Annotated in this window: 20 protein-coding genes and 4 pseudogenes; 20 read left to right on the plus strand and 4 right to left on the minus strand. The window is 42.9% G+C overall.

Annotation, left to right across the window (positions count from 1 at the left end):
* Nucleotides 1–134: 134 nt before the first annotated feature.
* On the plus strand, nt 135–1,652 hold the full coding sequence (locus L2717_RS16860; RefSeq protein ID WP_246611757.1) for a restriction endonuclease: 1,518 nt from the start codon (nt 135–137) through the stop codon (nt 1,650–1,652).
* 707 nt (nt 1,653–2,359) lie between these two features.
* On the opposite strand, the gene L2717_RS16865 is transcribed toward L2717_RS16860, so the two are convergent.
* A complete protein-coding gene (locus L2717_RS16865; RefSeq protein WP_220773451.1) occupies nt 2,360–3,445 on the minus strand; it encodes a methyl-accepting chemotaxis protein in 1,086 nt (361 codons plus the stop codon).
* A 1,070-nt stretch (nt 3,446–4,515) separates the two neighbouring features.
* Here L2717_RS16865 and L2717_RS16870 point away from each other — a divergent pair.
* The 8 genes and pseudogenes from L2717_RS16870 to L2717_RS16900 all read left to right on the plus strand — a co-directional run bounded on the left by L2717_RS16870 (nt 4,516) and on the right by L2717_RS16900 (nt 10,471).
* Entirely contained in the window at nt 4,516–5,343 is an 828-nt protein-coding gene (locus L2717_RS16870; RefSeq protein WP_220773452.1) for a hypothetical protein, read from the plus strand.
* A 40-nt stretch (nt 5,344–5,383) separates the two neighbouring features.
* Entirely contained in the window at nt 5,384–6,199 is an 816-nt protein-coding gene (rlmA, locus tag L2717_RS16875; RefSeq protein WP_220773453.1) for a 23S rRNA (guanine(745)-N(1))-methyltransferase, read from the plus strand.
* A gap of 307 nt (nt 6,200–6,506) precedes the next feature.
* On the plus strand, nt 6,507–6,716 hold the full coding sequence (locus tag L2717_RS16880; RefSeq protein ID WP_006081219.1) for a cold-shock protein: 210 nt from the start codon (nt 6,507–6,509) through the stop codon (nt 6,714–6,716).
* Between the two features lie 643 nt (nt 6,717–7,359).
* Nucleotides 7,360–7,458 (plus strand): annotated as a pseudogene (locus L2717_RS16885) (IS1/IS1595 family N-terminal zinc-binding domain-containing protein); the annotation flags it as partial.
* A 218-nt stretch (nt 7,459–7,676) separates the two neighbouring features.
* Nucleotides 7,677–9,080, plus strand: a pseudogene (gene istA / locus L2717_RS16890) (IS21 family transposase).
* A gap of 11 nt (nt 9,081–9,091) precedes the next feature.
* Nucleotides 9,092–9,666 (plus strand): annotated as a pseudogene (locus L2717_RS18275) (ATP-binding protein); the annotation flags it as partial.
* A gap of 55 nt (nt 9,667–9,721) precedes the next feature.
* Nucleotides 9,722–9,832, plus strand: coding sequence for an ATP-binding protein (locus tag L2717_RS18285; protein ID WP_428847848.1), 111 nt, complete (start codon nt 9,722–9,724; stop codon nt 9,830–9,832).
* 105 nt (nt 9,833–9,937) lie between these two features.
* Nucleotides 9,938–10,471 (plus strand): IS1595 family transposase, encoded by a 534-nt coding sequence (locus L2717_RS16900; protein ID WP_281421748.1) that lies wholly within the window; start codon nt 9,938–9,940, stop codon nt 10,469–10,471.
* A 410-nt stretch (nt 10,472–10,881) separates the two neighbouring features.
* On the opposite strand, the gene rne is transcribed toward L2717_RS16900, so the two are convergent.
* Nucleotides 10,882–14,253: a ribonuclease E gene (gene rne, locus L2717_RS16905; RefSeq protein WP_220773456.1), complete on the minus strand. Its 3,372-nt coding sequence runs from the start codon at nt 14,251–14,253 to the stop codon at nt 10,882–10,884.
* Between the two features lie 538 nt (nt 14,254–14,791).
* Here rne and rluC point away from each other — a divergent pair.
* Both rluC and L2717_RS16915 read left to right on the plus strand, forming a co-directional pair.
* Nucleotides 14,792–15,751, plus strand: coding sequence for a 23S rRNA pseudouridine(955/2504/2580) synthase RluC (rluC, locus tag L2717_RS16910; RefSeq protein WP_220773457.1), 960 nt, complete (start codon nt 14,792–14,794; stop codon nt 15,749–15,751).
* Between the two features lie 22 nt (nt 15,752–15,773).
* Entirely contained in the window at nt 15,774–16,490 is a 717-nt protein-coding gene (locus L2717_RS16915) for an HAD family hydrolase (RefSeq protein WP_220773458.1), read from the plus strand.
* A gap of 184 nt (nt 16,491–16,674) precedes the next feature.
* Here the strand turns inward: L2717_RS16915 and L2717_RS16920 are convergent, their stop codons facing one another.
* Nucleotides 16,675–17,259, minus strand: coding sequence for a Maf family protein (locus L2717_RS16920; protein ID WP_220773459.1), 585 nt, complete (start codon nt 17,257–17,259; stop codon nt 16,675–16,677).
* Between the two features lie 262 nt (nt 17,260–17,521).
* Between L2717_RS16920 and yceD the strand changes: the two genes are divergently transcribed.
* From yceD to L2717_RS16965, 9 genes are all read left to right on the plus strand, one after another.
* Complete coding sequence (gene yceD, locus L2717_RS16925; protein ID WP_076498380.1) at nt 17,522–18,046, plus strand: 23S rRNA accumulation protein YceD; 525 nt, start codon at nt 17,522–17,524, stop codon at nt 18,044–18,046.
* A gap of 16 nt (nt 18,047–18,062) precedes the next feature.
* Nucleotides 18,063–18,233 carry a 50S ribosomal protein L32 gene (gene rpmF / locus L2717_RS16930; RefSeq protein ID WP_076498383.1) on the plus strand — a complete coding sequence of 57 codons (171 nt, stop codon included), beginning with the start codon at nt 18,063–18,065 and terminating at the stop codon, nt 18,231–18,233.
* A 15-nt stretch (nt 18,234–18,248) separates the two neighbouring features.
* Complete coding sequence (gene plsX / locus L2717_RS16935) at nt 18,249–19,277, plus strand: phosphate acyltransferase PlsX (protein WP_220773460.1); 1,029 nt, start codon at nt 18,249–18,251, stop codon at nt 19,275–19,277.
* Between the two features lie 9 nt (nt 19,278–19,286).
* Entirely contained in the window at nt 19,287–20,246 is a 960-nt protein-coding gene (locus tag L2717_RS16940) for a beta-ketoacyl-ACP synthase III (protein ID WP_220773461.1), read from the plus strand.
* 84 nt (nt 20,247–20,330) lie between these two features.
* Complete coding sequence (gene fabD / locus L2717_RS16945; protein WP_220773465.1) at nt 20,331–21,257, plus strand: ACP S-malonyltransferase; 927 nt, start codon at nt 20,331–20,333, stop codon at nt 21,255–21,257.
* Nucleotides 21,258–21,266: 9 nt separating this feature from the next.
* A complete protein-coding gene (gene fabG, locus L2717_RS16950) occupies nt 21,267–22,013 on the plus strand; it encodes a 3-oxoacyl-ACP reductase FabG (protein WP_220773462.1) in 747 nt (248 codons plus the stop codon).
* Between the two features lie 163 nt (nt 22,014–22,176).
* Nucleotides 22,177–22,410 (plus strand): acyl carrier protein, encoded by a 234-nt coding sequence (gene acpP, locus L2717_RS16955; RefSeq protein ID WP_006081231.1) that lies wholly within the window; start codon nt 22,177–22,179, stop codon nt 22,408–22,410.
* 239 nt (nt 22,411–22,649) lie between these two features.
* On the plus strand, nt 22,650–23,888 hold the full coding sequence (gene fabF / locus L2717_RS16960) for a beta-ketoacyl-ACP synthase II (protein WP_220773463.1): 1,239 nt from the start codon (nt 22,650–22,652) through the stop codon (nt 23,886–23,888).
* A gap of 216 nt (nt 23,889–24,104) precedes the next feature.
* Nucleotides 24,105–24,434: a hypothetical protein gene (locus tag L2717_RS16965; RefSeq protein WP_220773464.1), complete on the plus strand. Its 330-nt coding sequence runs from the start codon at nt 24,105–24,107 to the stop codon at nt 24,432–24,434.
* On the opposite strand, the pseudogene L2717_RS16970 reads toward L2717_RS16965, so the two are convergent.
* Nucleotides 24,406–24,542, minus strand: a pseudogene (locus tag L2717_RS16970) (IS630 family transposase); the annotation flags it as partial. The gene L2717_RS16965 and the pseudogene L2717_RS16970 sit on opposite strands and share 29 nt — an antisense overlap.

The following is a 24,542-nucleotide window of genomic DNA, read 5'->3' on the forward strand; positions in this document are numbered from 1 at the left end:
GTGAATACCGAGCCATATCGTTCTCTTTTGCCGCACCCTGTCTTTAAACATAATGATTATTTAGGGGTGACAACAATCCTGACACAGGGGGAGGTGGTAAAACGGCTGCTGATGAGTCTGCATATAACTTGATTATGAAAGACAAAGAAAAGCTTTTATCGATGGATGAAAAGCTTAGGTTTATTTTCTCGCACTCTGCGCTAAAAGAGGGGTGGGATAATCCTAATGTATTCCAAATTTGTACCCTAAACGAAACTAACTCTGTGATGAAAAAACGTCAGGAGATTGGCCGCGGTTTACGCTTAGCTGTCGATCAGTCTGGCGAGCGTGTGCCTTATGGGTTTGAGGTCAATACACTTACGGTTATGGCTAATGAATCTTATGAGCAGTTTGTTGCAGCATTGCAAAAAGAGATAGAGGAAGAAGAGGGCATTAAGTTTGGCGCAGTAGAAAAACATCAGTTTGCGAATATTGTTATCTCTGACGAGCATGGCACTAAAGAGTTTCTTGGGGCTAGAAGGTCGGAAGAAATTTATCAGCACTTAGCCGATAAAGGCTACATAGATAAAAATGGCAAAATTCAAGATTCTCTAAAAGCTGATTTAGCTGATAACACGGTGAGTCTTCCTGAAAGTGTTCAACCGCATTCAGATGCAATTCTTGCAACTTTAACCAAAGTAGCCAAAGGTTTGAGTATCAAGAAACACGAAGAAAAGAAAACGGCTAAACTTCGTGAAGATAATGGTAAGCAGATAGTGCTTGGTGATGATTTTAAAGCGCTTTGGGACAGAATTAAGTACAAGACGACATATCGAGTTAATTTTAGTGTTGGTGAGCTTGTAGAGAAGTGTATCAAGGAGATCAGGGCATCAGTTGCTGTTGCAAGTGCAAAATTTGAATATAAAAAAGTCAAAGTGGCAATCACTGAGGCCGAGCTAGAGACATTTGACGAAGAGTCAAAGATTCAATATTACCGTAACCGTAATTTCCAACTTCCTGACGTAGTGACCTATCTTGAGTCAAATACAAACTTAACCCGAAAGACGGTTGTAGAGATTTTACTTGGGCTTGGTGATAAATTAGAGGCATTTAAGAATAATCCACAACGATTTATCGAACTTACAAGTGAAGTGATCCGTAAGCAAATGCGGTTGGCTATTGTGGACGGTATCTCTTATCACCGAATTGGTGATGAAGATTATTATGCTCAAGAGTTGTTCCAAGAAGAAGAGTTGACTGGTTACCTTAAGAGTATGGTTGAAGCAAACAAGTCTGTTTATGATTATATCATTTGCGATTCTGATACAGAGTTTGAATTTGCAGAAAAGCTTGAAGAGTCAACGGATGTTAAGCTTTACGCTAAATTACCAGCGTGGTTTAAGATTGATACTCCATTAGGTAACTATAATCCCGATTGGGCTGTTTTGATCGATAAAGATGATGGTATGGGTGATCAGCTTTATTTTGTAGTAGAGACCAAATCAAGTATCTTCTCTGATGATTTACGAGCCTCTGAGCAAGCTAAAATTGATTGTGGTATTGAGCACTTTAAAGCGTTATCACAAGACAAAAACGGTGGAGCCATAGAGAACCCAGCTAAGTTTGTTAAAGCTGATAATTTTAATACTTTTGCTACATACCTAGAAGAATAACGCACTTCTCATCTAACGAGGTAGCTCAGGAACTGGCTATCTCGTACTTTTTATGTTTTTGAATAAGTATTCAGATAAAACGGATATGCTAATTACTGTTGAATTTTAACTCTAACTAATATTTGTCCAGAAATGGGCTATGGGACTTAGCTTGCTATTGCCCCTTTCAAAGTTAGCTCATTTATCAGGCATTTTTTACGGGCGAGTATTTGACCTACTTTTTCTAATCAGTGTAGTGTCTAGTTGATTGAAGCTATTTAGGTAGGAGTATTATTTTGAATACAGAACCAACGGTAAACACTGATGAATTTCTTAAGGTCCTTTCGTCACAATTGAAATCACTCCCTACAGAAGACCTCGAACTATGCTAACTATCGAATGAGATAGGGCTGATCGTTGCAAAGTTGGTCGGCACAAAAAAGCCTCTCGAAAATGAATTTAAGAGCGGAATCGCACATGGATTTGATTTAGTACGAGTGAGGTAAAGAAAGTACGTCCAACACCCAGTTAGCTAGTTTGACTAGCTTAGATCTACTCCTTTATCTGCTTACTCCAATACTCAGTGCGAAGCATGGTACTGAATATTGGAGTGCATTTCCTAATAGCATGAAGTTAAACCGTGATGCTCAAAACTCCTAAAACAGCCGCAATGTGTTCTAATTGCTGTTTTTGAATAAACATGCAACCCGAAACAGACTTTACCTTGATTAGTGGTTAGCCACAATCTGTTCGAGAAGGCTATCTAACTCATTGACCACTGATTCACTGGCCTTCTCCATATCATTAACGGATTTAATTAGTGAAGTGAAGTTCTCGCTGCGTCCAGCATCCATCGCATTACGACCAAATTCATGCACCTGTTGATGTGGCTCTTCCAGTGCTTTGTAGGAACTAAGATGACTATATTGCAGCCCATCACACTGATAATACCATTTACCTAGGCGGCATTCTCCATGCGAATTAACTTGTTCATCGAAGGATTGTTTCTCAAGTAAATGATAAATGTTGTTTTTCCATACCGCATGGTCAAGCTTAACAGTATCAAGAAAGCTTCTTGTTGCTGCGATATGAATCACTACCTGCATATGCTCTGATTTGACCAAGACTTCATTTACTATCGTTCCAATTTGAGCACTAGAAGCAGATACCTCCTCAGCGCATACCTCGTTCTCTTCAATAGAGCTTTTGATAGAAGCAACCTGAGTTAGCACTTGATTTACCAGAGTATCTATCTGTTTACTTGCCTCGTGAGCCTTACCTGCAAGTGTCCTAACTTCATCAGCGACTACAGCAAATCCACGCCCCGCTTCACCAGCTCGTGCCGCTTCTATTGCTGCATTCAATGCTAGTAAGTTCGTTTGATCAGAAATCTCCTGAATAGTCGATACTAACTGATTAATGGAATTTGCTGTTTTATCGAGTGTGGTAACTGACTCCTTACTGCTATTAGCCTGATGGCTAATCTTCTCTGCACGAGTATCTAGTCGGGAAAGGGCTTGATGTGTCTGTTTAAAGAGTTCGTCAAGCTTCTCGAGTTCATGGTTTTCATTTTCAAGTGCGTGCGCACTGGTTGCCATCCCATCACGGATAGCTTGAAGCATGACGCCACCTTTTAGGCTACTGAGCATGAGATCAATGCTAAGCTTGTGTTGGGACTGTGTAGTTCTGTTTTGTTCAGTGCTGCATGAAAGTTGCTGACGCATTGCCTCTAACTCGGTTTCATACCGCGTTTTTAAGTCCGATAGTTCTTGTTTCAACCGTTCATTTTCAATTTTCAGTTTAGTATTAAACATGGCACCATACTTGTGATTGTTACTTCATACCTATAAAGGAAGGCACGCCCGCCAAATGCGAAAGGCTATAAATATATCAAGAGTTAACTTACTTGATGGATAATATAGATCAATGTAGGGCGGGTATACATTCATTTTTTGAAGTGTTGTGACCTAGATTGAACGAAAAGAACTACAACCACGAACAGAATCAGTGATTATTTACTAGATTGTAAAAAGACCCCCTCATCTGTGAGCTGCTCCAGTCAGGCTAGACACGTTGTTAAGTGACTTTCCATACCTTAACTAATTCATGGATTGCTAAATTATTAAAGTGGCTGGCAAACTTCTGTCCATTTTCGTGTTTGCAATTAGTCGTGTTACTTCAATCGAGTTTCAGAACATTGACAAAAACTTAGGTGACATTTGTCAATAAGAATCTGGGCAGTCCAGTGCCTCGATTGAAGGTGTATTGCAAAGAGTCTGGGTTACTTTAGCGTGTTTTATAATATCTAGCTTTGATTAATTGACTTTCTTTATTGGCAGTATATTTACCCATAGTAGTTATGTTCCTATGAATTAATTAACAACTGCTAGTGTTGTTTTTATTTTATAAGTGTTTGATTTTTATGTGTTAACAAGTGATTGTTGGTGGTTGTGGTTCATTCTAGAAAGCTTTGAAAAGATGAATCTCATTTGAGTCGGAATCGACTCGATTATGTAAGAGTTGTCATGATATTTCTAATTTGTCGAATAAAAATATGCGTACCCATTTATGTACCCAATGACATCGAAAATTAGATTTTTAAGTGGAAAATTTCTGTAAGCCATTGTTAATTTAGCTTTAAATTTGTCTTTATTTTTTGTGTTTCATAATCGTGCCAGAATATACTTGGCTGAGAATGATTAGACATAAATTAGATTCAAATGACAGTTTGTTGAATAGTCACATCTTAACACCTAAATACTCAGAATGAATATTTACGGCATGGCTAAAACGAAGTCATTAACTTGGGAATATAACGGTTTACTAGGTGATTTTTATAGGGATTAGACGGTACAATTGCGCTTGAATAGGGGAATAATGTCTTATGTATCATCATTTTCTAAATGAACCCATAGTGCTCGATGCCGAAAAAACATCAATACTCACGTTGCGGTTACCCGACGATATCAGTGATTTTATGGTATTACAGGCGATCAGTGCACCTTTGCTAGAGGTCATCGTCATTGCGGATGCCTGTACTCGGCAAAATATTACAATTCGCTTCCAACCGTTTATGGGTCTAAAGGTCGAACCATTACCGCACAGTTCTCAGGCTTTCAATGCACCGCTAACTCGTAGTATTGGGCAAGGTTTTCGACTTTATACGCGAATGGGAACAGCTGCAAAGTTTTGTGCGGCAGAATTAAGACGAGGTATTTCTTTTTCCTTAGATATGACTAACTGCCAAGACACAAATAATTGCTTAACCTTTGCATTACAAGTTGATTCCAAGTTTGAATTAGTACCTTTAGAAGCTGATTTACGTGTTTTACATGAGCCCAAAGCATTAATAGTCGCTAAAGCGCTGCTAGCAAGACAATACGATTATGCGGCATCATCCGAATCTCTTGCCATTGACATGGCAGAAATCGAGCAAGTTAGGTTAGAATTGCAAACGTTTTTACGTGGCGATTTGGGGCACAGTCACACCAGTCTTGCCGATGAAGCATTAAAACTTATCCCATTATTACTTCAGAAACAGCAGTGGTTATTTAGAACCTATACCCATATGTTTGAACGTCCAAATTATAATCGCTCAGCTAATGATATGGATAGCACAGATAAATTATTAAGAAAATTAGAGTGTTATGAGTTGCTTGCCCCACCTGAACTGATCCAGATGGTTGACCGATTAATGGAAGACGACACGTAAGCGGTAGTTACTCCAATTTAGTAAACGATAAGAGTCCACTATGCACTATTTATGTCCCTTGTGCGCCGCACCTTTGGCGTTAACGGAGCGAACTTGGGGTTGTCCACAGCAGCACCAGTTTGATGTAGCCAAAGAGGGTTACGTCAACTTATTACCTGTACAGAAGAAAAACTCAAAAGATCCTGGCGATAACAAGCAGATGATGTTTGCTCGGCGTGAGTTTTTAAACGCAGGCTATTATCAAGGCTTGAGTGATAGAGTGAATAAGCTTGCACTTGAGTTTGCGCCTGAAACAAAACAGATCCTTGATATAGGCTGTGGGGAAGGGTACTACAGTCAGCGTTTATTCTATTCGTTAAATCAGCACCATAAATGCAACTTACAAGGCATTGATATTTCTAAGTCAGCAATAAAGTATGCTGCTAAGCGATATCCTCATTTACAGTTTTGCGTGGCAAGTGCTTATGAAATGCCCATTGACGCCCAAAGTGTCGATCTGGCGATTCGTATTTATGCACCTTCAAAAATTGAAGAGCTACACAGGGTTATGGCTAATGGCGGTATCTTAATCACTGTTTCACCTGGCCCTTTGCACCATTTTGCACTAAAAAAACAGATTTATGCCGAGCCTAGGTTACATCCCGAATCCACGGCGCATATTTTGGGATTCGAATGTTTGCATCAAGAACGACTGCAATCCCAGCTCGAATTGACTCATACCGAACATATTGCTCATTTTTTAGAAATGACTCCCTATGCTTGGAAGTTTACCGATGCTCAAAAACAATTACTTGCCTCACAAGGGCTGAATTGTGAGCTAGATTTCCAAATTGAAGTACATCGAATTTCAAGGTGATAACGTAGATTAAGCTATTGAAATAAAATATTTAAAGTGCTTTACTATACTGGTGAAACAGCATGAACTTAGTGTTCAGCTAGCCGGTTGCAAAACTATAGAGTAAATGTAGGCAAAATAAATAATTCAAAATGTCACTGTGTGTTGACTTATCTTTAGAATGGTTTATAGTCTTAATTAGCTTGAAGGTTTGGCTTATATTTATGTGTTCAATACGACCAGTTCGTCCTGTAAACATAAGTAATACCGGCATTTTCCAGCTCCACCGCCGTTAAGGCTTTAATTTTTTATTTACAGGATTTATATTATGTCTCAAGTTACTGGTGTTGTTAAGTGGTTCAACTCTGACAAAGGTTTCGGATTCATTGAGCAAGAATCTGGTCCAGACGTATTCGTACATTTCCGTGCGATCAACTCTGACGGTTTCAAAACTCTTGATGAAGGTCAGAAAGTGTCTTTCACTGTGACTCAAGGTCAAAAAGGTCCACAAGCTGAAAACGTAACTATCGTTGGTTAATTTTCAGTGCTGTTAGCTTCAGGCTAAGAGCAATGGATCAAAGGGCTATGGTTTATTCCATAGCTCTTTTTATTTGTGTAAAATATAAAATATGTTTAGCTTCTTCATAAACTCAGCTGCGATGTGTGAAATACGATAATTAGACTACTAAAATACGATAATTAGACTACTAATTAATGAAGTATTACCACTGGCAGAGAGCTTTAAATTCGAACCTTTCTCAGTTGATAGTTAATTATGTTCTGGCAAATTTGATTAATTTATTACTCTCCCATCTCAGATCAATTACTTCCTGACGTACTGCTTTACAGTAAATCGGTTAATTAAATGGCTAACCTTTATCTATTTTCGAAAGTACCGTTGGTCGCGATTTGTCTAGCTATTATAAACACGTTCCATACGCTCATAAATATCGTCAAATCAACTAATACCAATTCCATTGGCTATGTTTTAGTTAAGTGTTGCTACACTATAATTATGTGCAGCTCTCTATAGGAGTTCCAGACATGACTTCATGTTTGTTAGACCTTGAGCAACAAGCGGCAGAGTTACCCTTTGAACAGCAACGTTTACTCATTTCTTTTTACAGCAACAACTTGATAGTGGTTCATGCATTAATATGCTTGAGGCGAATTTCACCATCAACCCCCAATGCCCCGATTGTCACGCCTGTCACATTAAACGCCATGGAAAACCTAATGGCCGTCAGCGATATCGCTGTCATGCTTGTCATAAAACGTTCATGTGCACCTGCATGTTTCGGAGTAATCCGATCACCGATTCCGCGATAAACCGATCACCTGTTTCGGTTTAATCCGAACACTCATTCCGCGATAATCCGGTCATTTTAGGCCTAACTCCGGAATCCATGATCGGATTATCGCGGATTCATTCTTTTTTCTCTTTTAAATCAATTAGTCGCTACCATTATTGGCATCAAATATTGCCATCGGAGCGACAATGCCAAAAAAGAGAATCGTTATGACTAAAATCAAAGAGGTGTTACGCCGCAAATTCGATTGCCAACTCTCCAATCGCAACATCGCTACCTGTGTCAAAATCGGTTGCTCTACCGTCTTTGAAATACTCAGTCGCTTTAAACTCAGCGAATTAGGTTGGCCACTTCCCGATGGCACATCAGGTTTGCAACTCACTCAGGCTTTGTATCAAGACAAGGGGCCATCACAGCATAAGGTGATGCCAGATTTTGCTCTGTACTGTAAAGAGTTGAAACGTAAAGGCATGACCAAGCGTCTACTGTGGGAGGAGTACCACACTCAGTATCAGGCCTGTGCCTATGGTTACACTCAGTTTTGCGAATAATATACTCGCTGGTTGGGGACTCAGAAACGCAGTATGCGCCAGCACCAAATCGCAGGTGACAAGCTCTTTATCGATTACTGCGGCCCAACGGTTCCTATCGTTAATCCTGAGACTCGCGAAGTGAGAACGGCGCAGATCTTCGTCGCGACACTGGGAGCCTCTAATTACACCTATGTCGAAGCCAGTAGAAGCCAGCGGCTTGAATGCTGGTTGCAGGCTCACGTTAATGCCTTCGAGTTCTTCGGTGGTGTGCCGCACTTGCTCGTGCCAGATAATCTCAGAGCGGCTGTGACTTAGCCCTGCCGCTATGAACCCACCTTGAACGACAGTTATCGTAAGCTGGCCAATCATTACTGCACGGCGGTGATGCCAGCAAGGCCTTATAAACCCAAGGATAAAGCCAAGGCTGAAAATGCGGTGTTAATCGTTGGATCTTAATGCGCCTACGTCATCAAGTGTTTCATACCTATGCAGAGCTGAACATTGCCGTCCGTGACTTAATGCATGCCCTCAATCAGCGTGAGATGCGACAACTCGGGGCTAGCCGCCAAGCCTTATTTGAAATGTTAGATAAGCCAGCACTAAAGCTATTACCGGTACAGCCCTATCTTTATACCGAAACTAAACGTGCCAAGGTTGGCCCTGACTATCACATCCAATATAAGCAACACTACTACTCGGTGCCACACCCGCTGGTGGGTGAACATGTCGAGCTAGAAGCCTCCTCAAGACTGGTGAAGATTTACCATCAAGGTAACCTGGTTGCACAGCATCCCAGCAGTCGTTAATGCACAGTTACAAAGCAAGGCACATCCAGAGCAGGCTTACCGTAGCTGTTTAGGCTTACTCAATCTCAGCCGGCATCATGGCGACAATCGTTTAGAGTAAGCATGTAAAGATGCGGTACTGGTCGACAAGCCCTATCTAAAGTTCATCAAAAACCTGCTCAGCAACCACCGTGAAGGCAAACTGTCGAGCGATAACACCAGCACGCCCAATATCGAGCACAGCAATGTCCGCGGCCCAAGCCGTTACCACTAGGAGAAAGAATCATGAACCATCTGAATGAACAACTAAGAACATTACGCCTAGGGCATGCGGCTCAGGCACTAGAGCAACAACGAGAGCAACTCTCGACCTACGCTGAATTGAGCTTCGAAGAAAGGCTGGGCTTGCTGCTGGAATACGAGCTGTTAAATCGAGACCAAACCAAAATCCAACGGCTCAAGCGCCAAGCCAAACTACGGCTCAACGCACAAGCGAGCCAACTGATTTATAAGGAAGGACGCGGCCTGATGCGGGCTAAGATGAGTGAGCTGCTAACGGGCAGTTACTTGCACAAACATCAAAACATCTTGATAACTGGGCAACGGGAGCCGGAAAGACTTATGTCGCCTGTGCCATCGCAGAGCAAGCCTGTGAGGGACAACACAGCGTCAGATACTCTCGCCTAAGCCGACTCCTGGATGACCTAAGCTCGTGGAAATTAGACGGTAGTTATCAAAAGCAACTGCTGGCGCTATCGAAAAAAGCCCTGCTAATAATCGATGACTGGGGGCTAGAGAAGCTGACCCAGGAGCAAGCGAGTCATCTGCTGGAAGTGCTGGGAGATCGATACCAACAAAGCAGCACAATAGTGGTAAGCCAACTGCCGGTAAAAGAGTGGTACAACATGATCGGCAATGCCACGCATCGCCGATGCGTTATTAGATCGGTTAATCCACAACAGCCACCGAATAGAATTGGGTGGTGAATCGATGAGAAAGCTAGCGCAATCCGATCACTTAGGGTAAAAATAGGAGCGAGAGAAAAAGATGATTTAGGTGATCGGTTTAAACCGAAATGACCGATCGCAATCGCCGGAATACGCAGCACCATTAACACACCCATTCTATAGAATGCGGTTCTTAGACAAATGGCTGCCATACTTCACAGGCATGCTAGACAACCTTCCTATAAGAAAGAGCGCAAAGCGCTGTAATATATCAGTTAAAACAGCCTTTAAATGGCGCCACCAATTTCTTTCCTTACCCAATAAAGTCAAAGCGCAAAGATTGTCTGGTATCGTTGAAATCGATGAGACCTTATTTCGCTATTCAGAGAAAGGCAGTCGTACACTCTCACGTAAAGCCCATAAGAGAGGTGGAGATTGTGCTGGTCGCGGACGAGGGAAAGGTGATTGGGTCGCGGTCCTTGTGGCCAGAGATAGAAACAAACAGGTATTCGATGAATGCCTCGATAGCGCCGATAGTGTCACATTATTAGGGTTGCTAGAAAATAAAATAGCTGCGGATTCAGTGGTGTGTAGCGATGGCTTTCTTTCCTACCTAAAAATGACTCAGGATATGAAAGTAGAGCATAAGATACTCAATGCAAGTCATGGCAAGCGAGTCAAAGAGGGTGTTTTTCATATTCAAAATGTCAATGCGTAACATAGCCGACTGCATTTATGGATAAATACCTTTCGGGGTGTAGCAACTAAATATCTTCCGAACTACTTAGGCTGGTTTAGATTCTTTGAAGCCCATGATAATCCAAATGAAAATAGCATATTGGCTATGCAGACACCGTTAACGTGAACATAGCCAATGTGATTGGTATTACATGCACCTTTCCAATTGAGCTAATGCTGAAATATCGCAGGGCGTCATAAGAAAAATGAAAGAATTAGTTCTTTATCTATTAGATAACATAATTGGTATGACACAAAAAGTGTATGAGTTCTATTTCTGCTCACTAGTTCAGGTTATTTAAAGTTCACCATAAAAAATGCCGCTCACCTTAAGTGAGCGGCATTAATGCGATTGCATTTCTTATTTAGCTATCTTTTGAGCCTGAGTGATTATGGGCGAGCCATATCCGATTCTGCACTATTTCCCAATTTGATTTTAGCGCTAGAAGCTTCTTCAGTCGCAGTATTTTCATACTCACGCCCTTTAGGTACAGCAACTTGCTCTCTTACCTCAACCATCGGTTTAGTCATATCAGATGACACCATAGAGCCAAAACGACTAGCGACCTTTGGTTTGGCAACAACATCAATGACAGGCTTTGCTATTACGCTAGATGCAATTTGTGGTGTTAATTGAGGTTTTGCAAAGGTCGCAGGTTTTGCCATCGGCGCAGAAGACGTTGCTTTAACCGCTTCTTTCACTACAACATTTGGCTCTGTAGTAGATATTGTTTGAACCACAGTTTCAGCTTGCTTGTCTGGCACGTTTACCATTACTGGTGTTTCAATTGTTGATGTAAAATCAACGTTCACTTCAACAGTTTTTGGCTGCACAATGGTTTCTGCTGCTTGAGTCTCAACAATCGACTTAGTTTCCGTTGTCTCGATATCGCTTGCTTTGGTCATTTCAACAGGTGTTTCTGTTTTAACTTCAACGGGTGTTTCAGACTTAGGCGCTGCAATTATTTGAGTGGGTTCAACTGCAGTCGTTTTTACGAGCTCTACAATAGCGGCTTCTAGCTGAGCTGGTTCTATTGCAACAGGTGCTTCAACGCGAACACTGGCTATTTCACGAGGATACTCTTGGTCAGCACCTAACTCGTCGTTAGGAATAAATTGTGCTGGCGTAGATGTACCTTGGTCATCTTCATCACGACGACGACGTTGACCCGCAGCTCGAAGATGGCGTGGGCTACGACGGCTGCGACGTTGACCTTCCCTTGGCTCTTGTTTTGACTGACTATCATTATCTGTACTTTCAATGTCGTTATCTTGCGATAAGGCATCTGTTGGCGCTGTGCTTTCTGTTGCTATTTCAGTTTCGATAACAGCAATACTTGATGCTTCTATCGTCGAGGTTTCCGCGTCATTTTTTAACACTTCGCTATCTAAAACTTCACTATCTAAAACTTCACTATCTAAAACTTCACTATCTATCGAGTCTTGGGCCGATGCCACATCTCTACGAGGTTGGCGGCGAGTTCTTGGTGTTCTCGTTTCTGTTGTTTCAGTAACTACTGCAGTTTTTACTTCGATAGTGACAGCTGCTGCATTTACGGCTGCAATCTCGGCCAACACTTCAGCAACGTCTTCAGGAGAAATAGGTATCGCGTTATCTGGCGTGTTATGGCCATTATCAATACGCACTTTGCGACGCATATTACGACGCTGACGACGCTCGCGGGCAACTTCTTGCTTCGGAGCATCGGTGTCAGTATCAACATCCGCAATAACGTCTTTTGGTGCTTGAACTCGTGGTTTAGATTCCGTTTTTATCGGACGTTTTGCCGCTTCATCTTTATCTTGAGTAGGGCGCTCTTGTGTCGTTGCTATCGCATCCGCAGGTTTTCTTGGATTGCGACTACGTGGCTCGCGAGTGCCTTCTTTTGTCTTGTCGGCATCTTGGGCGTTACGTGGGCGTCGAGTGTCATTACGACGATTGCGACGGTTTGCGTTAGCTGCGCTTGTGTCAACAGTTTTAATTTCAGCGGCTTTTACTGGCTCAGCTTTTTCACTTGGTGCCAACATAGCACTGATCGCGCTCACTAACTTACTGAAGAAGCCTGGCTGTGATGGTTGCTCTTTTACCGTTGGTGATGGCGCTTGTTCCACTTTTTGTGGTGCGGCATAACCTTTTAAAGCTGGCGCAGCTGCGGTTGTACGTTCCAATTTACGGGGTTCATACAACTTAGCTTCTGGCTGCTCAATACGTTTGTAGCTTGATTCGCTGATTTCATCGTCATTACGATGGCGGATAACTCGGTAATCCGGAGTCATCATGTGTGCATCTGGGATAATATACACTTCGACATTGTGACGTTGTTCTGTAATGCGGATAGCTTTACGTTTCTCGTTTAACAAGAATGCAGCCACATCAACAGGCACAATCGCTTCAATCTGCGATGTATTTTCTTTGATGGCTTCTTCTTCCATCAAGCGCAGAATCGACAGCGCGAGCGATTCAGTACTACGAATTGTACCTTGGCCATGACAGCGAGGGCAGATATGCGCAGCAGACTCTTCTAGAGATGGGCGTAGACGCTGGCGTGACATTTCCATTAAACCAAAGCGTGAAATACGGCCTAACTGCACACGAGCGCGGTCATGGTGTACGGCATCGCGTAAGCGGTTTTCAACTTCGCGTTGATGACGCACTGGCGTCATATCGATGAAGTCGATAACCACTAAACCGCCTAGATCGCGTAAACGTAATTGACGGGCAATTTCATCGGCAGCCTCAAGGTTAGTATTTAGTGCAGTCTCTTCAATATCTCCACCTTTAGTTGCTCTGGCAGAGTTGATATCAATTGAGGTTAAGGCTTCAGTTGGGTCGATGACAATTGAGCCACCAGAAGGCAGACGCACTTCACGTTGGAAGGCTGATTCAATTTGTGATTCGATTTGGAAGTGAGTGAATAATGGCACTTCAGCTTCGTAAAGTTTTACGCGCTCAACGAAATCAGGACGAACTAAAGCAATATGTTGCTTCGCATCTTCGAATATACGTGGGTGATCGATGAGGATTTCGCCCACATCGCGGCGTAAATAATCACGAATAGCGCGAACAATGACGTTACTTTCTTGGTGAATTAAGAAAGGGGCGCCCTTAACTTGTGCCGCTTCGGTGATTGCAGCCCAGTGATGTTGTAGAACTTTTAAGTCCCACTTTAATTCAGCAGATTCTTTACCTACACCAGCAGTACGCACAATAAGGCCCATGCCAGCAGGCACTTCTAAATCAGCCAGTGCTTCTTTTAACTCAGTGCGCTCATCACCTTCGATACGACGAGAAATCCCGCCAGCGCGAGGGTTGTTTGGCATTAACACTAAGTAAGAGCCCGCTAAGCTAATAAAGGTAGTTAATGCCGCGCCTTTATTGCCACGCTCTTCTTTATCAATTTGAACAATGACTTCTTGTCCTTCACTGACGACTTCTTTGATATTTGGCCGACCTTGGAAAGAATATCCTTTAGGGAAATACTCTCTGGCAATTTCTTTTAGCGGCAAAAAGCCATGACGATCGGCGCCATAGTCAACGAACGCGGCTTCTAGAGACGGTTCTACGCGGGTAATTTTACCTTTATAAATATTTGATTTTTTTTGCTCATGACCTGGACTTTCAATATCTAGATCATACAGTTGTTGCCCATCAACGAGGGCAACACGCAACTCTTCTGATTGAGTCGCATTGATTAACATACGTTTCATGATGACGTCATTCTTCTTTAAATAGAGGTCATCAAACATCGCGTTTCGCTGCATTACGGGCCTAGCTGTGGTCTACAAAGCCTCACGGCTTGTGGCTAGGCAAGGTGCGCATTACTGTTAGACGCAGTCGCTGCGTGTCGCATCCTATTTATGGCTTATTTTTTAATGATTACAAAAACAAGGAATTCGTTGTAAAACATCAACCAACCCCATAAATTCTTTAATTTCGTTCCGGTAATGCCCAAGTCGAATCGGTTTGTCTGACGACAAGTTAAAATATGTTTCGAAATCTGGGAGAAAAATTTCAGGAAAACCTTATAAATTTAAGGTGACTTTCTCGATTTAATCGTAAAAACGCATTTATGGTATTTTTACTTCATCTACGACTTGCAAATCAATGAGTTGCTATCAAGAAAATATTTTTTTATCCATGATACTTTTCGCTTGGGACAGGGAGCTTGTGAACACTTTATCCACGGGTTATCCCTAATCGCAGGTGAAATATAGCAACAATCAAAAAATTCAGCAATGGAAAGGCACAATTCTTCTCAGTTGTTGTACAATGACCGCCGTAATAATTAGATGGCGCATCATGAATACAGAATCCACCCCACAACAAGTTCAATTGATCACCATTGATGAAGATCACTTCGAACAGCGTATCGATAACTACTTAATGACTAAGCTGAAGGGCGTGCCAAAAAGCATGATCTATCGCATCGTCCGTAAGGGTGAAGTTAGAGTTAATAAGAAACGTATTAAACCTGAATACAAGTTGCAGATTGGCGACATAGTACGTATTCCGCCTGTCAGAGTGGCGGAGCCAGACAATCGTACTGCGCCATCGGCTAATTTAACCAAAGTGTCGCAGCTTGAAGATCGTATTTTGCATGAAGATAATCATCTGATCGTGTTAAATAAACCTGCTGGAATAGCGGTACATGGCGGTAGCGGTGTCGATTATGGCGTCATTGAAGCGCTACGTTCATTGCGTCCTCAGCAGAAGTTTTTAGAGTTAGTACATCGCCTCGATAAAGATACCTCTGGTGTTTTATTGGTTGCTAAAAAGCGAAGTGCTCTCAAACATCTGCATGATCAGCTTAGACATAAAAAGATGCAAAAAGACTATTTGGCCTTAGTGAAAGGTGAATGGTCAGCTCAAGATAAAGCGGTTCAACAGCCCTTATTGAAAATTACCCTTAAATCTGGTGAGCGTATCGTGCGTGTCAACGCCGAAGGTAAGCCGTCAGAAACGCGCTTTAAAATTATGCAGCGTTACCAAGGTTGTACTTTAGTTAAGGCCAGCCCTGTTACGGGGCGTACTCATCAAATTCGTGTGCATTGCCAGTTTGCTGGTCATCCTATTGCCTGTGATGACAAATACAGTGAGCAAGGGTTTGACGATAGCATGCGTTCATTGGGGTTGACTCGCCTCTTTTTACATGCGGCTGAGCTCATGTTTATTCATCCTGAAAATGATGAAGTGATGCGGGTTTCTGCACCTTTAGATAATAATTTGTCACAATTATTGGACAAGTTAAAGCGCGTGTAAGCAGTAGGGATAGGACTCAAGGATGAAGATAAAGCAATATGATTTAGTGATTTTTGATTGGGATGGCACGCTGATGGATTCCATTGGTAAAATTATCATCTGCATTGAAAACATGGCTAAAGCATTGCACCTGCCTATCCCAACTGAAAATGATATTCGTGATATTATCGGCTTGTCTATGACAGAAGCGCTGCGAGTTCTGTTTCCGCAAGGGCTCAAGGTCAGCGCTTCTTCAGTATGTGCTCAACGTTCGTTCTCTAAGAATGAGTCTAGCCAAAGCCCTGATGATGAATATCAACAGATGCGCGCCGAGTTTAAAGCACAATATTTATATTTAGACACCACGCCTACGCCGCTCTTTGCACAAGCGCCCGTTTTAATTAATAACTTGCATACCCAAGGCTACCAATTGGCTGTCGCAACAGGTAAAGCCCGCGTAGGTCTTGAGCGCGTTTTTGAACAAACTGGGCTTGGAAGGTACTTTGTCGCGTCACGCTGTGCTGATGAAGTGCGCAGTAAACCCCACCCTGATATGATTTCAAGCTTGCTTCACGAATTGAATATCGCACCTGAACGTGCATTGATGGTGGGGGATTCTCTATTGGATCTGACCATGGCGGCAAATGCTGGGATTGATAGCATTGGCGTGACCTACGGTGCCCACAGTGCAGAAACGCTATTGCGGGCAAGACCTATTGCCTTGATTGACTCGCCAGAGCAATTACTGCAATACCTCTAAGTATGCTGTTTATGCTGGCATGTCGATAAACGCCATTTCTATGTAACCTTCTTTATTGAGTTATATGTGCCTTATCCTTTGGCCGATAAAGCGTATCTACAATCCGTTCTGTTTACGCTTTTTCTTCAATAAATAAAGTGCGCTAAGTAAAATCGACGCATATTAAGCTAAAAACCAAAGTGAACTATGCCAAAACGTCTACACCTTGGATAAGCAGCATCTCAGTCAGTAGTATTAGTGGTAAGCCAACCAAGGTATTGGGATCGCGACCTTCAAGCTGCGTAAATAAAGCGATACCTAAACCTTCACTCTTAAAACTTCCGGCACAGTAATAGGGCTCTTCCTTTTCTACGTAGGCCACAATTTGTGCATGTGTGAGGTGCCTAAAATGCACCGTAAAAGGTTCAACTTCGGCGATCATTACATCCGTTGCGGCATTATAAAGTGCAAGCCCAGTATAAAAGGTGATGGCTTTACCTGATGCTTGGGTGAGCTGCTTAACAGCATTATCAAAATGATGAGGTTTACCAATAGTCTGGCCATCAATAACTGCAACTTGATCTGAACCTATGATCAATCCATCTGCAAATTGTGTTGCACCGGCGAGTGCTTTTGCTTTGGCAAGTCTAAGGACTAATGCATGGGCCGATTCATTGCTCTGTGCTGTTTCGTCGATATCAGGATTGCAGCACTCGAAGGCTAACCCGAGTTTTTGTAGGAGCGATAGTCGGTATACAGACGTCGAAGCTAAGATTAATGGGTTTGGCATAAATGAATTTCCGCAAAAAAGTGACCTATATTGTGACCAATTTGAGCTAGAGTGCGCAACAGTTTCGTTTTTTGCGCTTTCTTTTCAGCAAATGCGGCTATTTTAGGCGGCTTATGCTTGTATGCAGCCTCATGCTTGGGTACTATTTCGCCCACGTCAATTTCAATGTTGGGGCTGGAGAAAGGCTTAAGTCGCAAACTGGGACTTAAGTTAGTATTTTTTCTTTGACTCTAGCGTTTTCAAACTATAATATGCGCGCCTTATGCAAACAGTAAAGATACCGGTTTCAATTGATCCATTTCGCGCCGCCACGAGCCGCCAAGTTTATCACGGCACAGTTCCTGGCGTGCAATTGAAAAGATTAACTGAGTTATGTGCCGGCGACTGTTCCGATGTGGCAGTGTCGCTTGAATGTGGCGTAGATTTACAGGGGATAGTCTACCTGAAAGGGAAGGCTGTGACGGAGCTCACTCTAGTATGTCAACGTTGCATGACGCTATTTACCACTGAGGTTACGGTCGAGTTTTGTTTCGGTCCATGCCGGACTAAGGCAGAAATCGATGAGCTCCCGGATGCGTATGACCCAATTGAGTGCAATGAAGTTGGCGAAGTGCGTCTACATCAATTAATCGAAGATGAATTGATAGTCGCTATGCCGATAATCCCAATGCATCAAGAAATTGATTGTAGTGCGGGATCTAAAGACATAGTTGTAGGCGAGATCGAACCCGCTCATGAGGAGCGTCCAAATCCGTTTGCAGTGTTAGAAAAACTGAAGAGCAAGTAATCTAGGAGACAGGCCAATGGCTGTACAACAGAACAAAAAATCACGTTCAAAGCGCGGAATGCGCCGTTCACATGACGCACTGAGCACTGCTCAGCTGTCTGTAGACGCTACCAGCGGTGAAACTCATATGCGTCACAATGTGACTGCAGATGGTTTTTATCGCGGTAAAAAGGTAATCAACAAGTAATTTGTTGTTTTCCTAATGACGAATCTGGCGCTCGCGTTAGATGTAATGGGGGGAGATCATGGCCCCCACGTCACAGTGCCTGCAGCCTTGCGGGCACTACAATTACATTCTTTTCTAAAAATCATTTTAGTCGGTGATAAGACTGAAATTGATGTCTATCTACACCAAGCTGAAGCGAGTTTACTTTCACGTATAGAAATCATTCATACCGATGAAGTCGTGAGTATGTCTGATAGACCAGTGCATGCCTTACGTACGCGTAAAAACAGCTCAATGCGATTGGCTATTGAATTAGTGCGTGATGAACGCGCGCAAGCGTGTGTGAGTGCTGGTAACACCGGTGCACTAATGGCGATGGCAAAAGTATTACTCAAAACCTTGCCAGGCGTTGATCGGCCCGCATTAGTGAGCTGCTTGCCTGCCGTGACTCAAAAACCGGTTTATTTACTGGATTTGGGCGCTAATATTTCCTGTGATTCAGAAACCTTATTTCAATTTGCCGTGATGGGTTCAGTCCTGTGTGAAGCGGTAGATAAAAAATCTCGGCCAAAAGTTGCCTTGCTCAATGTTGGCATTGAAGAAATTAAAGGTAACGATCAAGTTCAGCAAGCCGCGCAGTTACTGCAACAGACAGAGCAAATCAATTACACAGGTTTTATTGAAGGCAATGAAATTTACTCTGGTAATGTAGATGTGATTGTTTGTGATGGTTTTGTGGGTAACATCACGCTAAAGACTTCAGAAGGGATTGCCAAATTATTGGTACATCAGTTAAAACTGGGATTAACCCAAGGTTTATTTGTTCGTTTTCTAGCTAAACTTATCGCCCCACGTATTCAGGCGGTGTTAAGCCAGATGAACCCCGACCACTATAACGGCGCAAGTCTGATAGGATTGCGAGGAATAGTGGTAAAAAGCCATGGAAATGCGGACGAAACTGCCTATTTACAAGCAATTAATTTAGCAGTGACGGAAGCTCAACGTCGACTCCCTGAAATGATAAAAGATCGTTTGGAGTCGATTCTTTTAGATATAAATAACTGATCCCTCCTTATGCATACAAAAATTCTCGGAACTGGTAGTTATCTACCCGTGCAGGTGCGCAGCAATCAAGATTTGGAAAAGATGGTAGAAACCACTGACCAATGGATTGTGGAACGTACCGGCATATCAGAACGTCGTATTGCGGCCTTCGATGAAACCGTTTCAACTATGGGTTATCAAGCTGCGCTAAAAGCGCTCGAAATGGCTGGCATAGAAGCATCAGATTTAGACATGATCGTTTGTGGTACCACGAGTGCTCCAAATGCTTTTCCTGCTGCAGCCTGTGAAATCCAAGCCATGCTTGGAGTGCATTCTATTCCTGCGTTTGATATTGCTGCGGCTTGCTCAGGCTTTGTTTATGCTTTATCTGTTGCCGATCAATTTGTTAAAACAGGCGCTGCTAAGAAAGTATTAGTCATTGGTGCTGATGTTTTATCTCGTCTTTGTGAGCCAGAGGATCGTACAACTATTATTTTATTTGGTGATGGTGCTGGCGCAGTTGTGATTGGCGCCGCGGATACTCCAGGTATTATTTCAACACACATCTATGCCGATGGTCGTCATGCAGATTTGTTAAAGTGTGCTTTTCCGCCTCGCCAAGGGGAAACCACTGCGGCCGCAGGGTTTATGACAATGAAAGGTAATGACGTCTTTAAAGTTGCTGTGACTCAGTTATCTAACGTGGTGACTGAAACACTACGTCTTAATAATATCGATAAGTCAGAGATTGATTGGTTAGTACCGCACCAAGCTAACTTTCGCATTATTAATGCGACAGCTAAAAAGCTCGATATGAGTCTCGATAAAGTGGTATTAACCTTAGCAAAACACGGTAATACTTCTGCAGCATCAGTGCCGATTGCCCTAGATGAAGCGGTGCGTGACGGCCGTATTCAACGTGGGCACTTACTGTTACTTGAAGCATTTGGTGCCGGATTTGCGTGGGGCAGTGCATTAGTGCGTTTCTAGCGTTTTACACTCTAAACTGCATGTTATATACAGTTATCGCATTATAAAATATTAATAAATAAGTTAGGCATGGATAATTTAAATATGGAAAGTGTTGCTTTTGTATTTCCTGGTCAAGGCTCACAAGCCCTTGGCATGTTAGCTGAGCTTGCACAATCACACGCAGTTGTTGGACAAACCTTTGCTGAGGCGAGTGACGTACTAGGTTACGACCTTTGGGCTTTAGTTCAGCAAGGTCCTGTTGAAAGCTTAAATGAAACCGATAAAACCCAACCCGCTTTATTAGCGGCAAGTGTTGCTATTTGGCGCGCCTATGTGGCTTCAGGTAAACCTATGCCTGCCATGTTAGCGGGTCATAGCTTAGGCGAATACTCTGCTTTAGTGTGTGCGGGTGTGATAAATTTTAAAGACGCAATTAAGTTAGTAGAGCTTCGCGGTCAGCTGATGCAGCAAGCAGTTCCTGCTGGAACCGGTGCTATGTATGCGATTATTGGTTTAGATAATGACACTATTGCCAAGACTTGCGCTGAAGCGGCTCAAGGTGCAGTGGTGAGTCCGGTTAACTTTAATAGCCCTGGTCAAGTCGTTATAGCTGGTCAAAAAGAGGCAGTTGAACGCGCAGCAGTGGCTTGTAAAGCCGCAGGCGCTAAAATGGCAGTGGCATTACCTGTTAGCGTGCCATCACACTGCGCACTAATGAAGCCAGCCGCAGATAAGCTCGCGCTTGCGTTGAACCATATCCAGTTTAATGTACCTAATATTACTGTGATTAATAACGTTGATGTTACCTCTCCCACAACGGCGGATGAAATTAAAGATGCATTAGTGCGTCAGTTATATTGTCCTGTGCGCTGGAGCGAAACCGTTGAGTTCATGGCTCAACAAGGTATTACTCAACTGGTGGAATGCGGCCCAGGTAAAGTCTTGACAGGCTTAGCAAAACGAATTAATAAATCATTATCAGCCCAAGCGGTTAATGACGTTGCTTCATTAGCGGCATTAACTGAGTAAGGAATTTGTATGAGTTTTAATCTGAGTTTAACCGGTAAAGTGGCTTTGGTGACAGGTGCGAGCCGCGGTATTGGGCGTGCCATCGCTGAGACGCTCGTCGAAGCGGGTGCAGTCGTCATTGGCACTGCAACCAGTGAGATGGGTGCTGCAGCTATTCAAGAATATCTGGGTGACAAAGGTTTTGGTTTAGTGCTTAATGTCACCGATACTGAATCTGTTACAAAATTATTCGCATCGATTAAAGAAAAAGTAGGTGATGTTGATATTCTTGTCAACAATGCGGGTATAACCCGTGATAATCTGCTGATGCGGATGAAAGATGATGAATGGCAAGATACTATTGATACTAATCTGACATCATTATTTAGACTATCAAAACCTGTGATGCGTACCATGATGAAAAAGCGCTTTGGCCGAATCATCAATATCGGTTCAGTGGTAGGCACCATGGGCAATGCAGGTCAAGTTAATTACTCGGCAGCAAAGGCGGGTTTGATTGGATTTACAAAATCTCTTGCAAGAGAGGTTGCATCTCGTCAAATTACAGTTAATGCTATCGCTCCTGGATTTATTCAGACCGATATGACGGATGAGCTGACCGAAGAACAGCAAAAAGCTATCATGTCACAGGTTCCGATGGAACGATTAGGGCAAGCGCAAGAAATTGCTAACGCTGTGCTCTTTTTGGCCTCGGACTCCGCCGCTTACATCACAGGCGAAACATTGCATGTGAATGGCGGCATGTACATGGTTTAAGGGCGAATGGCAGGGATACTGTCGCAACTGAGTAGTGATCTGTATCAATTGATGGTGAAATTTCGTGGTTAGACCACGAAAACTATGCTTGCATTGTCAGCCAAATCTAATAAACTACTCGCAATCTTACGCAAGTGCGTAATTTGAATAGGAAAGAAAACTAATGAGCAACATCGAAGAACGTGTAAAGAAAATCATTGTAGAGCAACTGGGCGTTAAAGAAGAAGACGTTAAACCAGCAGCATCTTTCGTTGACGATCTGGGTGCAGATTCTCTGGACACTGTTGAGTTGGTTATGGCTCTGGAAGAAGAGTTTGACACCGAGATCCCTGATGAAGAAGCTGAAAAGATCACTACTGTTCAAGCAGCGATCGATTACGTTTCTAAGAATCAGTAATTCTGAATTCTTGAAGACAGGCGGCATTTTTGCCGCCTGTTTTTGTTTTAGCCCCGTCAAATTCTGCCCCTGTACTATTCAATCGTCTCTGGATCGTGTTTTATCCTGTTATCCACGAGATGCTCGTCGCAGATTGGCGACTTCTTTTTGACATCAATCGTTCTGAAAGAATTGTCTAATGATAGAAAACCGTGTTTATCTATCAAAACTAACAAATTTAGCATTTAAAGGTGACTGCCGTGTCTAAACGTCGTGTAGTGGTAACCGGTTTGGGGTTAGTAACTCCAGTGGGTAATACTGTGGATACTACTTGGAAAGCGTTGCTTTCTGGTAAGAGTGGTATTGCACCAATAACCAAATTTGATGCCAGTGAATTTTCTACCCGTTTCAGTGGTTCAGTAAAAGATTTTGATATTGAGCAATACGTCACAAAAAAAGAGGCCCGTAAGATGGACCTCTTTATTCAATATGGTATGGCGGCGGGTATCCAAGCTATCCAAGATTCAGGTCTGGATATGAGCAAAGAAAATCCCGGTCGAGTCGGCACCGCAATTGGCTCAGGTATGGGCGGAATGTGGCTGATTGAACAAGGCCACAGCGCACTCATTAATGGCGGCCCACGTAAAGTGTCTCCTTTCTTTGTACCTAGCACCATTATCAATATGATTTCGGGTAACTTGTCGATCATGTTTGGTATGCAAGGACCTAACTTTGCTGTCACCACCGCTTGTACTACAGGCGTACATAACATTGGTTTTGCGGCGCGTACGATTGCCTATGGTGATGCAGATGTTATGGTCGCTGGCGGCGCTGAAGATGTCACCTCTCCTTTGGGGGTAGCAGGTTTTAGCGCGGCTAAAGCCTTATCGACTCGTAACGACGATCCAATGGCAGCAAGTCGCCCATGGGATAAAGACCGTGATGGTTTTGTGATAGGCGATGGTGCTGGCGTGATGGTATTAGAAGAATACGAACATGCTAAAGCGCGTGGAGCGACCATTTACGGCGAATTAGTCGGGTTTGGTATGAGCGGCGACGCATTCCATATGACATCGCCACCTAGCGATGGTGCCGGTGCGGCCGCTGCGATGGTCAATGCCATTAATGACGCTAAGTTATCGCTTGAACAAATCGGTTATATCAATGCCCACGGTACATCGACCCCTGCAGGAGATAAAGCCGAGGTTGCCGCGGTTAAGTCGGTGTTTGGCTCCCAAGCTAATAAAGTATTAGTGAGCTCGACTAAATCGATGACAGGTCACCTATTAGGGGCTGCTGGTGCGGTTGAGGCGATTTTTACCTTACTCGCGCTACGCGATCAAATTGTGCCGCCAACCATCAACTTGGATAATCCAGATGAAGGTTGTGACTTAGATTTTGTCGCCCATACTGCCCGTGATGTGAAGATGGATTATGCACTGTGTAATTCGTTTGGCTTTGGTGGAACTAACGGTTCATTGCTGTTTAAAAAAGCCTAAAAATTTGATAGTAGAGAAATGCGCCTAATGGCGCATTTTTTATGGGATAAATTAAAACCCTGTAAGTATTGCGGGCTTTAATATACAACTTTTCTTGTGAACAAAGTCACATTCTAACTGTTTGATATATTTATTATTAACCTTTGTTCATCAAGCTTGTTTAATTTTTTTTGCCACAGATAATGACAGGCATATTCAATCTCGATGGACTATGTCATGTTAAATCCTGTGGTTATTCCGCTTATCCCTATCATTGGTGCGCTAACGGCTAATTTGACCGAACTGATCCGCGGTGAGTTTAAAATTTGGCATCCTAATATGGAAATAGGGATTAAGACTTTTACCTTAGCGATAGCTGCTTATGTGGTGGTCTGGTTTGCATTGCTTGTGACGGCAATTAGCGTTGGCGGTGATAGTAATATGTCGTCAGGCTTGCAAGTACTCGGTTTTTTCACCCTAGGTTTAGGTCTTTATACGTTTGGAAAGGGCACGCGTTTTGTTATACCATTTATATTAATTAACTGGTCAGTATTACCCATCGTCTAGAGCACAATTTACTCACTCTTTCTTTATTCTCTATGAAGCTATTCCATGCGATGGAACACTGCTCAACAATGTCGTCATAGCCGCTAAAGCAGCGATTGGCCAACACAT

This window comes from Shewanella glacialipiscicola, from assembly GCF_023283485.1.
GTDB classification, from domain to species: Bacteria; Pseudomonadota; Gammaproteobacteria; order Enterobacterales; family Shewanellaceae; genus Shewanella; species Shewanella glacialipiscicola.

Excerpts from the sequence above, each read along its gene's own strand:
- L2717_RS16860 (WP_246611757.1), top strand. The coding sequence starts at position 135 with ATGAAAGACAAAGAAAAGCTTTTATCGATGGATGAAAAGCTTAGGTTT.
- L2717_RS16865 (WP_220773451.1), bottom strand. The coding sequence starts at position 3,445 with ATGTTTAATACTAAACTGAAAATTGAAAATGAACGGTTGAAACAAGAA.
- L2717_RS16870 (WP_220773452.1), top strand. The coding sequence starts at position 4,516 with ATGTATCATCATTTTCTAAATGAACCCATAGTGCTCGATGCCGAAAAA.
- rlmA (WP_220773453.1), top strand. The coding sequence starts at position 5,384 with ATGCACTATTTATGTCCCTTGTGCGCCGCACCTTTGGCGTTAACGGAG.
- L2717_RS16880 (WP_006081219.1), top strand. The coding sequence starts at position 6,507 with ATGTCTCAAGTTACTGGTGTTGTTAAGTGGTTCAACTCTGACAAAGGT.
- L2717_RS18285 (WP_428847848.1), top strand. The coding sequence starts at position 9,722 with ATGCCACGCATCGCCGATGCGTTATTAGATCGGTTAATCCACAACAGC.
- L2717_RS16900 (WP_281421748.1), top strand. The coding sequence starts at position 9,938 with ATGCGGTTCTTAGACAAATGGCTGCCATACTTCACAGGCATGCTAGAC.
- rne (WP_220773456.1), bottom strand. The coding sequence starts at position 14,253 with ATGCAGCGAAACGCGATGTTTGATGACCTCTATTTAAAGAAGAATGAC.
- rluC (WP_220773457.1), top strand. The coding sequence starts at position 14,792 with ATGAATACAGAATCCACCCCACAACAAGTTCAATTGATCACCATTGAT.
- L2717_RS16915 (WP_220773458.1), top strand. The coding sequence starts at position 15,774 with ATGAAGATAAAGCAATATGATTTAGTGATTTTTGATTGGGATGGCACG.
- L2717_RS16920 (WP_220773459.1), bottom strand. The coding sequence starts at position 17,259 with ATGCCAAACCCATTAATCTTAGCTTCGACGTCTGTATACCGACTATCG.
- yceD (WP_076498380.1), top strand. The coding sequence starts at position 17,522 with ATGCAAACAGTAAAGATACCGGTTTCAATTGATCCATTTCGCGCCGCC.
- rpmF (WP_076498383.1), top strand. The coding sequence starts at position 18,063 with ATGGCTGTACAACAGAACAAAAAATCACGTTCAAAGCGCGGAATGCGC.
- plsX (WP_220773460.1), top strand. The coding sequence starts at position 18,249 with ATGACGAATCTGGCGCTCGCGTTAGATGTAATGGGGGGAGATCATGGC.
- L2717_RS16940 (WP_220773461.1), top strand. The coding sequence starts at position 19,287 with ATGCATACAAAAATTCTCGGAACTGGTAGTTATCTACCCGTGCAGGTG.
- fabD (WP_220773465.1), top strand. The coding sequence starts at position 20,331 with ATGGAAAGTGTTGCTTTTGTATTTCCTGGTCAAGGCTCACAAGCCCTT.
- fabG (WP_220773462.1), top strand. The coding sequence starts at position 21,267 with ATGAGTTTTAATCTGAGTTTAACCGGTAAAGTGGCTTTGGTGACAGGT.
- acpP (WP_006081231.1), top strand. The coding sequence starts at position 22,177 with ATGAGCAACATCGAAGAACGTGTAAAGAAAATCATTGTAGAGCAACTG.
- L2717_RS16965 (WP_220773464.1), top strand. The coding sequence starts at position 24,105 with ATGTTAAATCCTGTGGTTATTCCGCTTATCCCTATCATTGGTGCGCTA.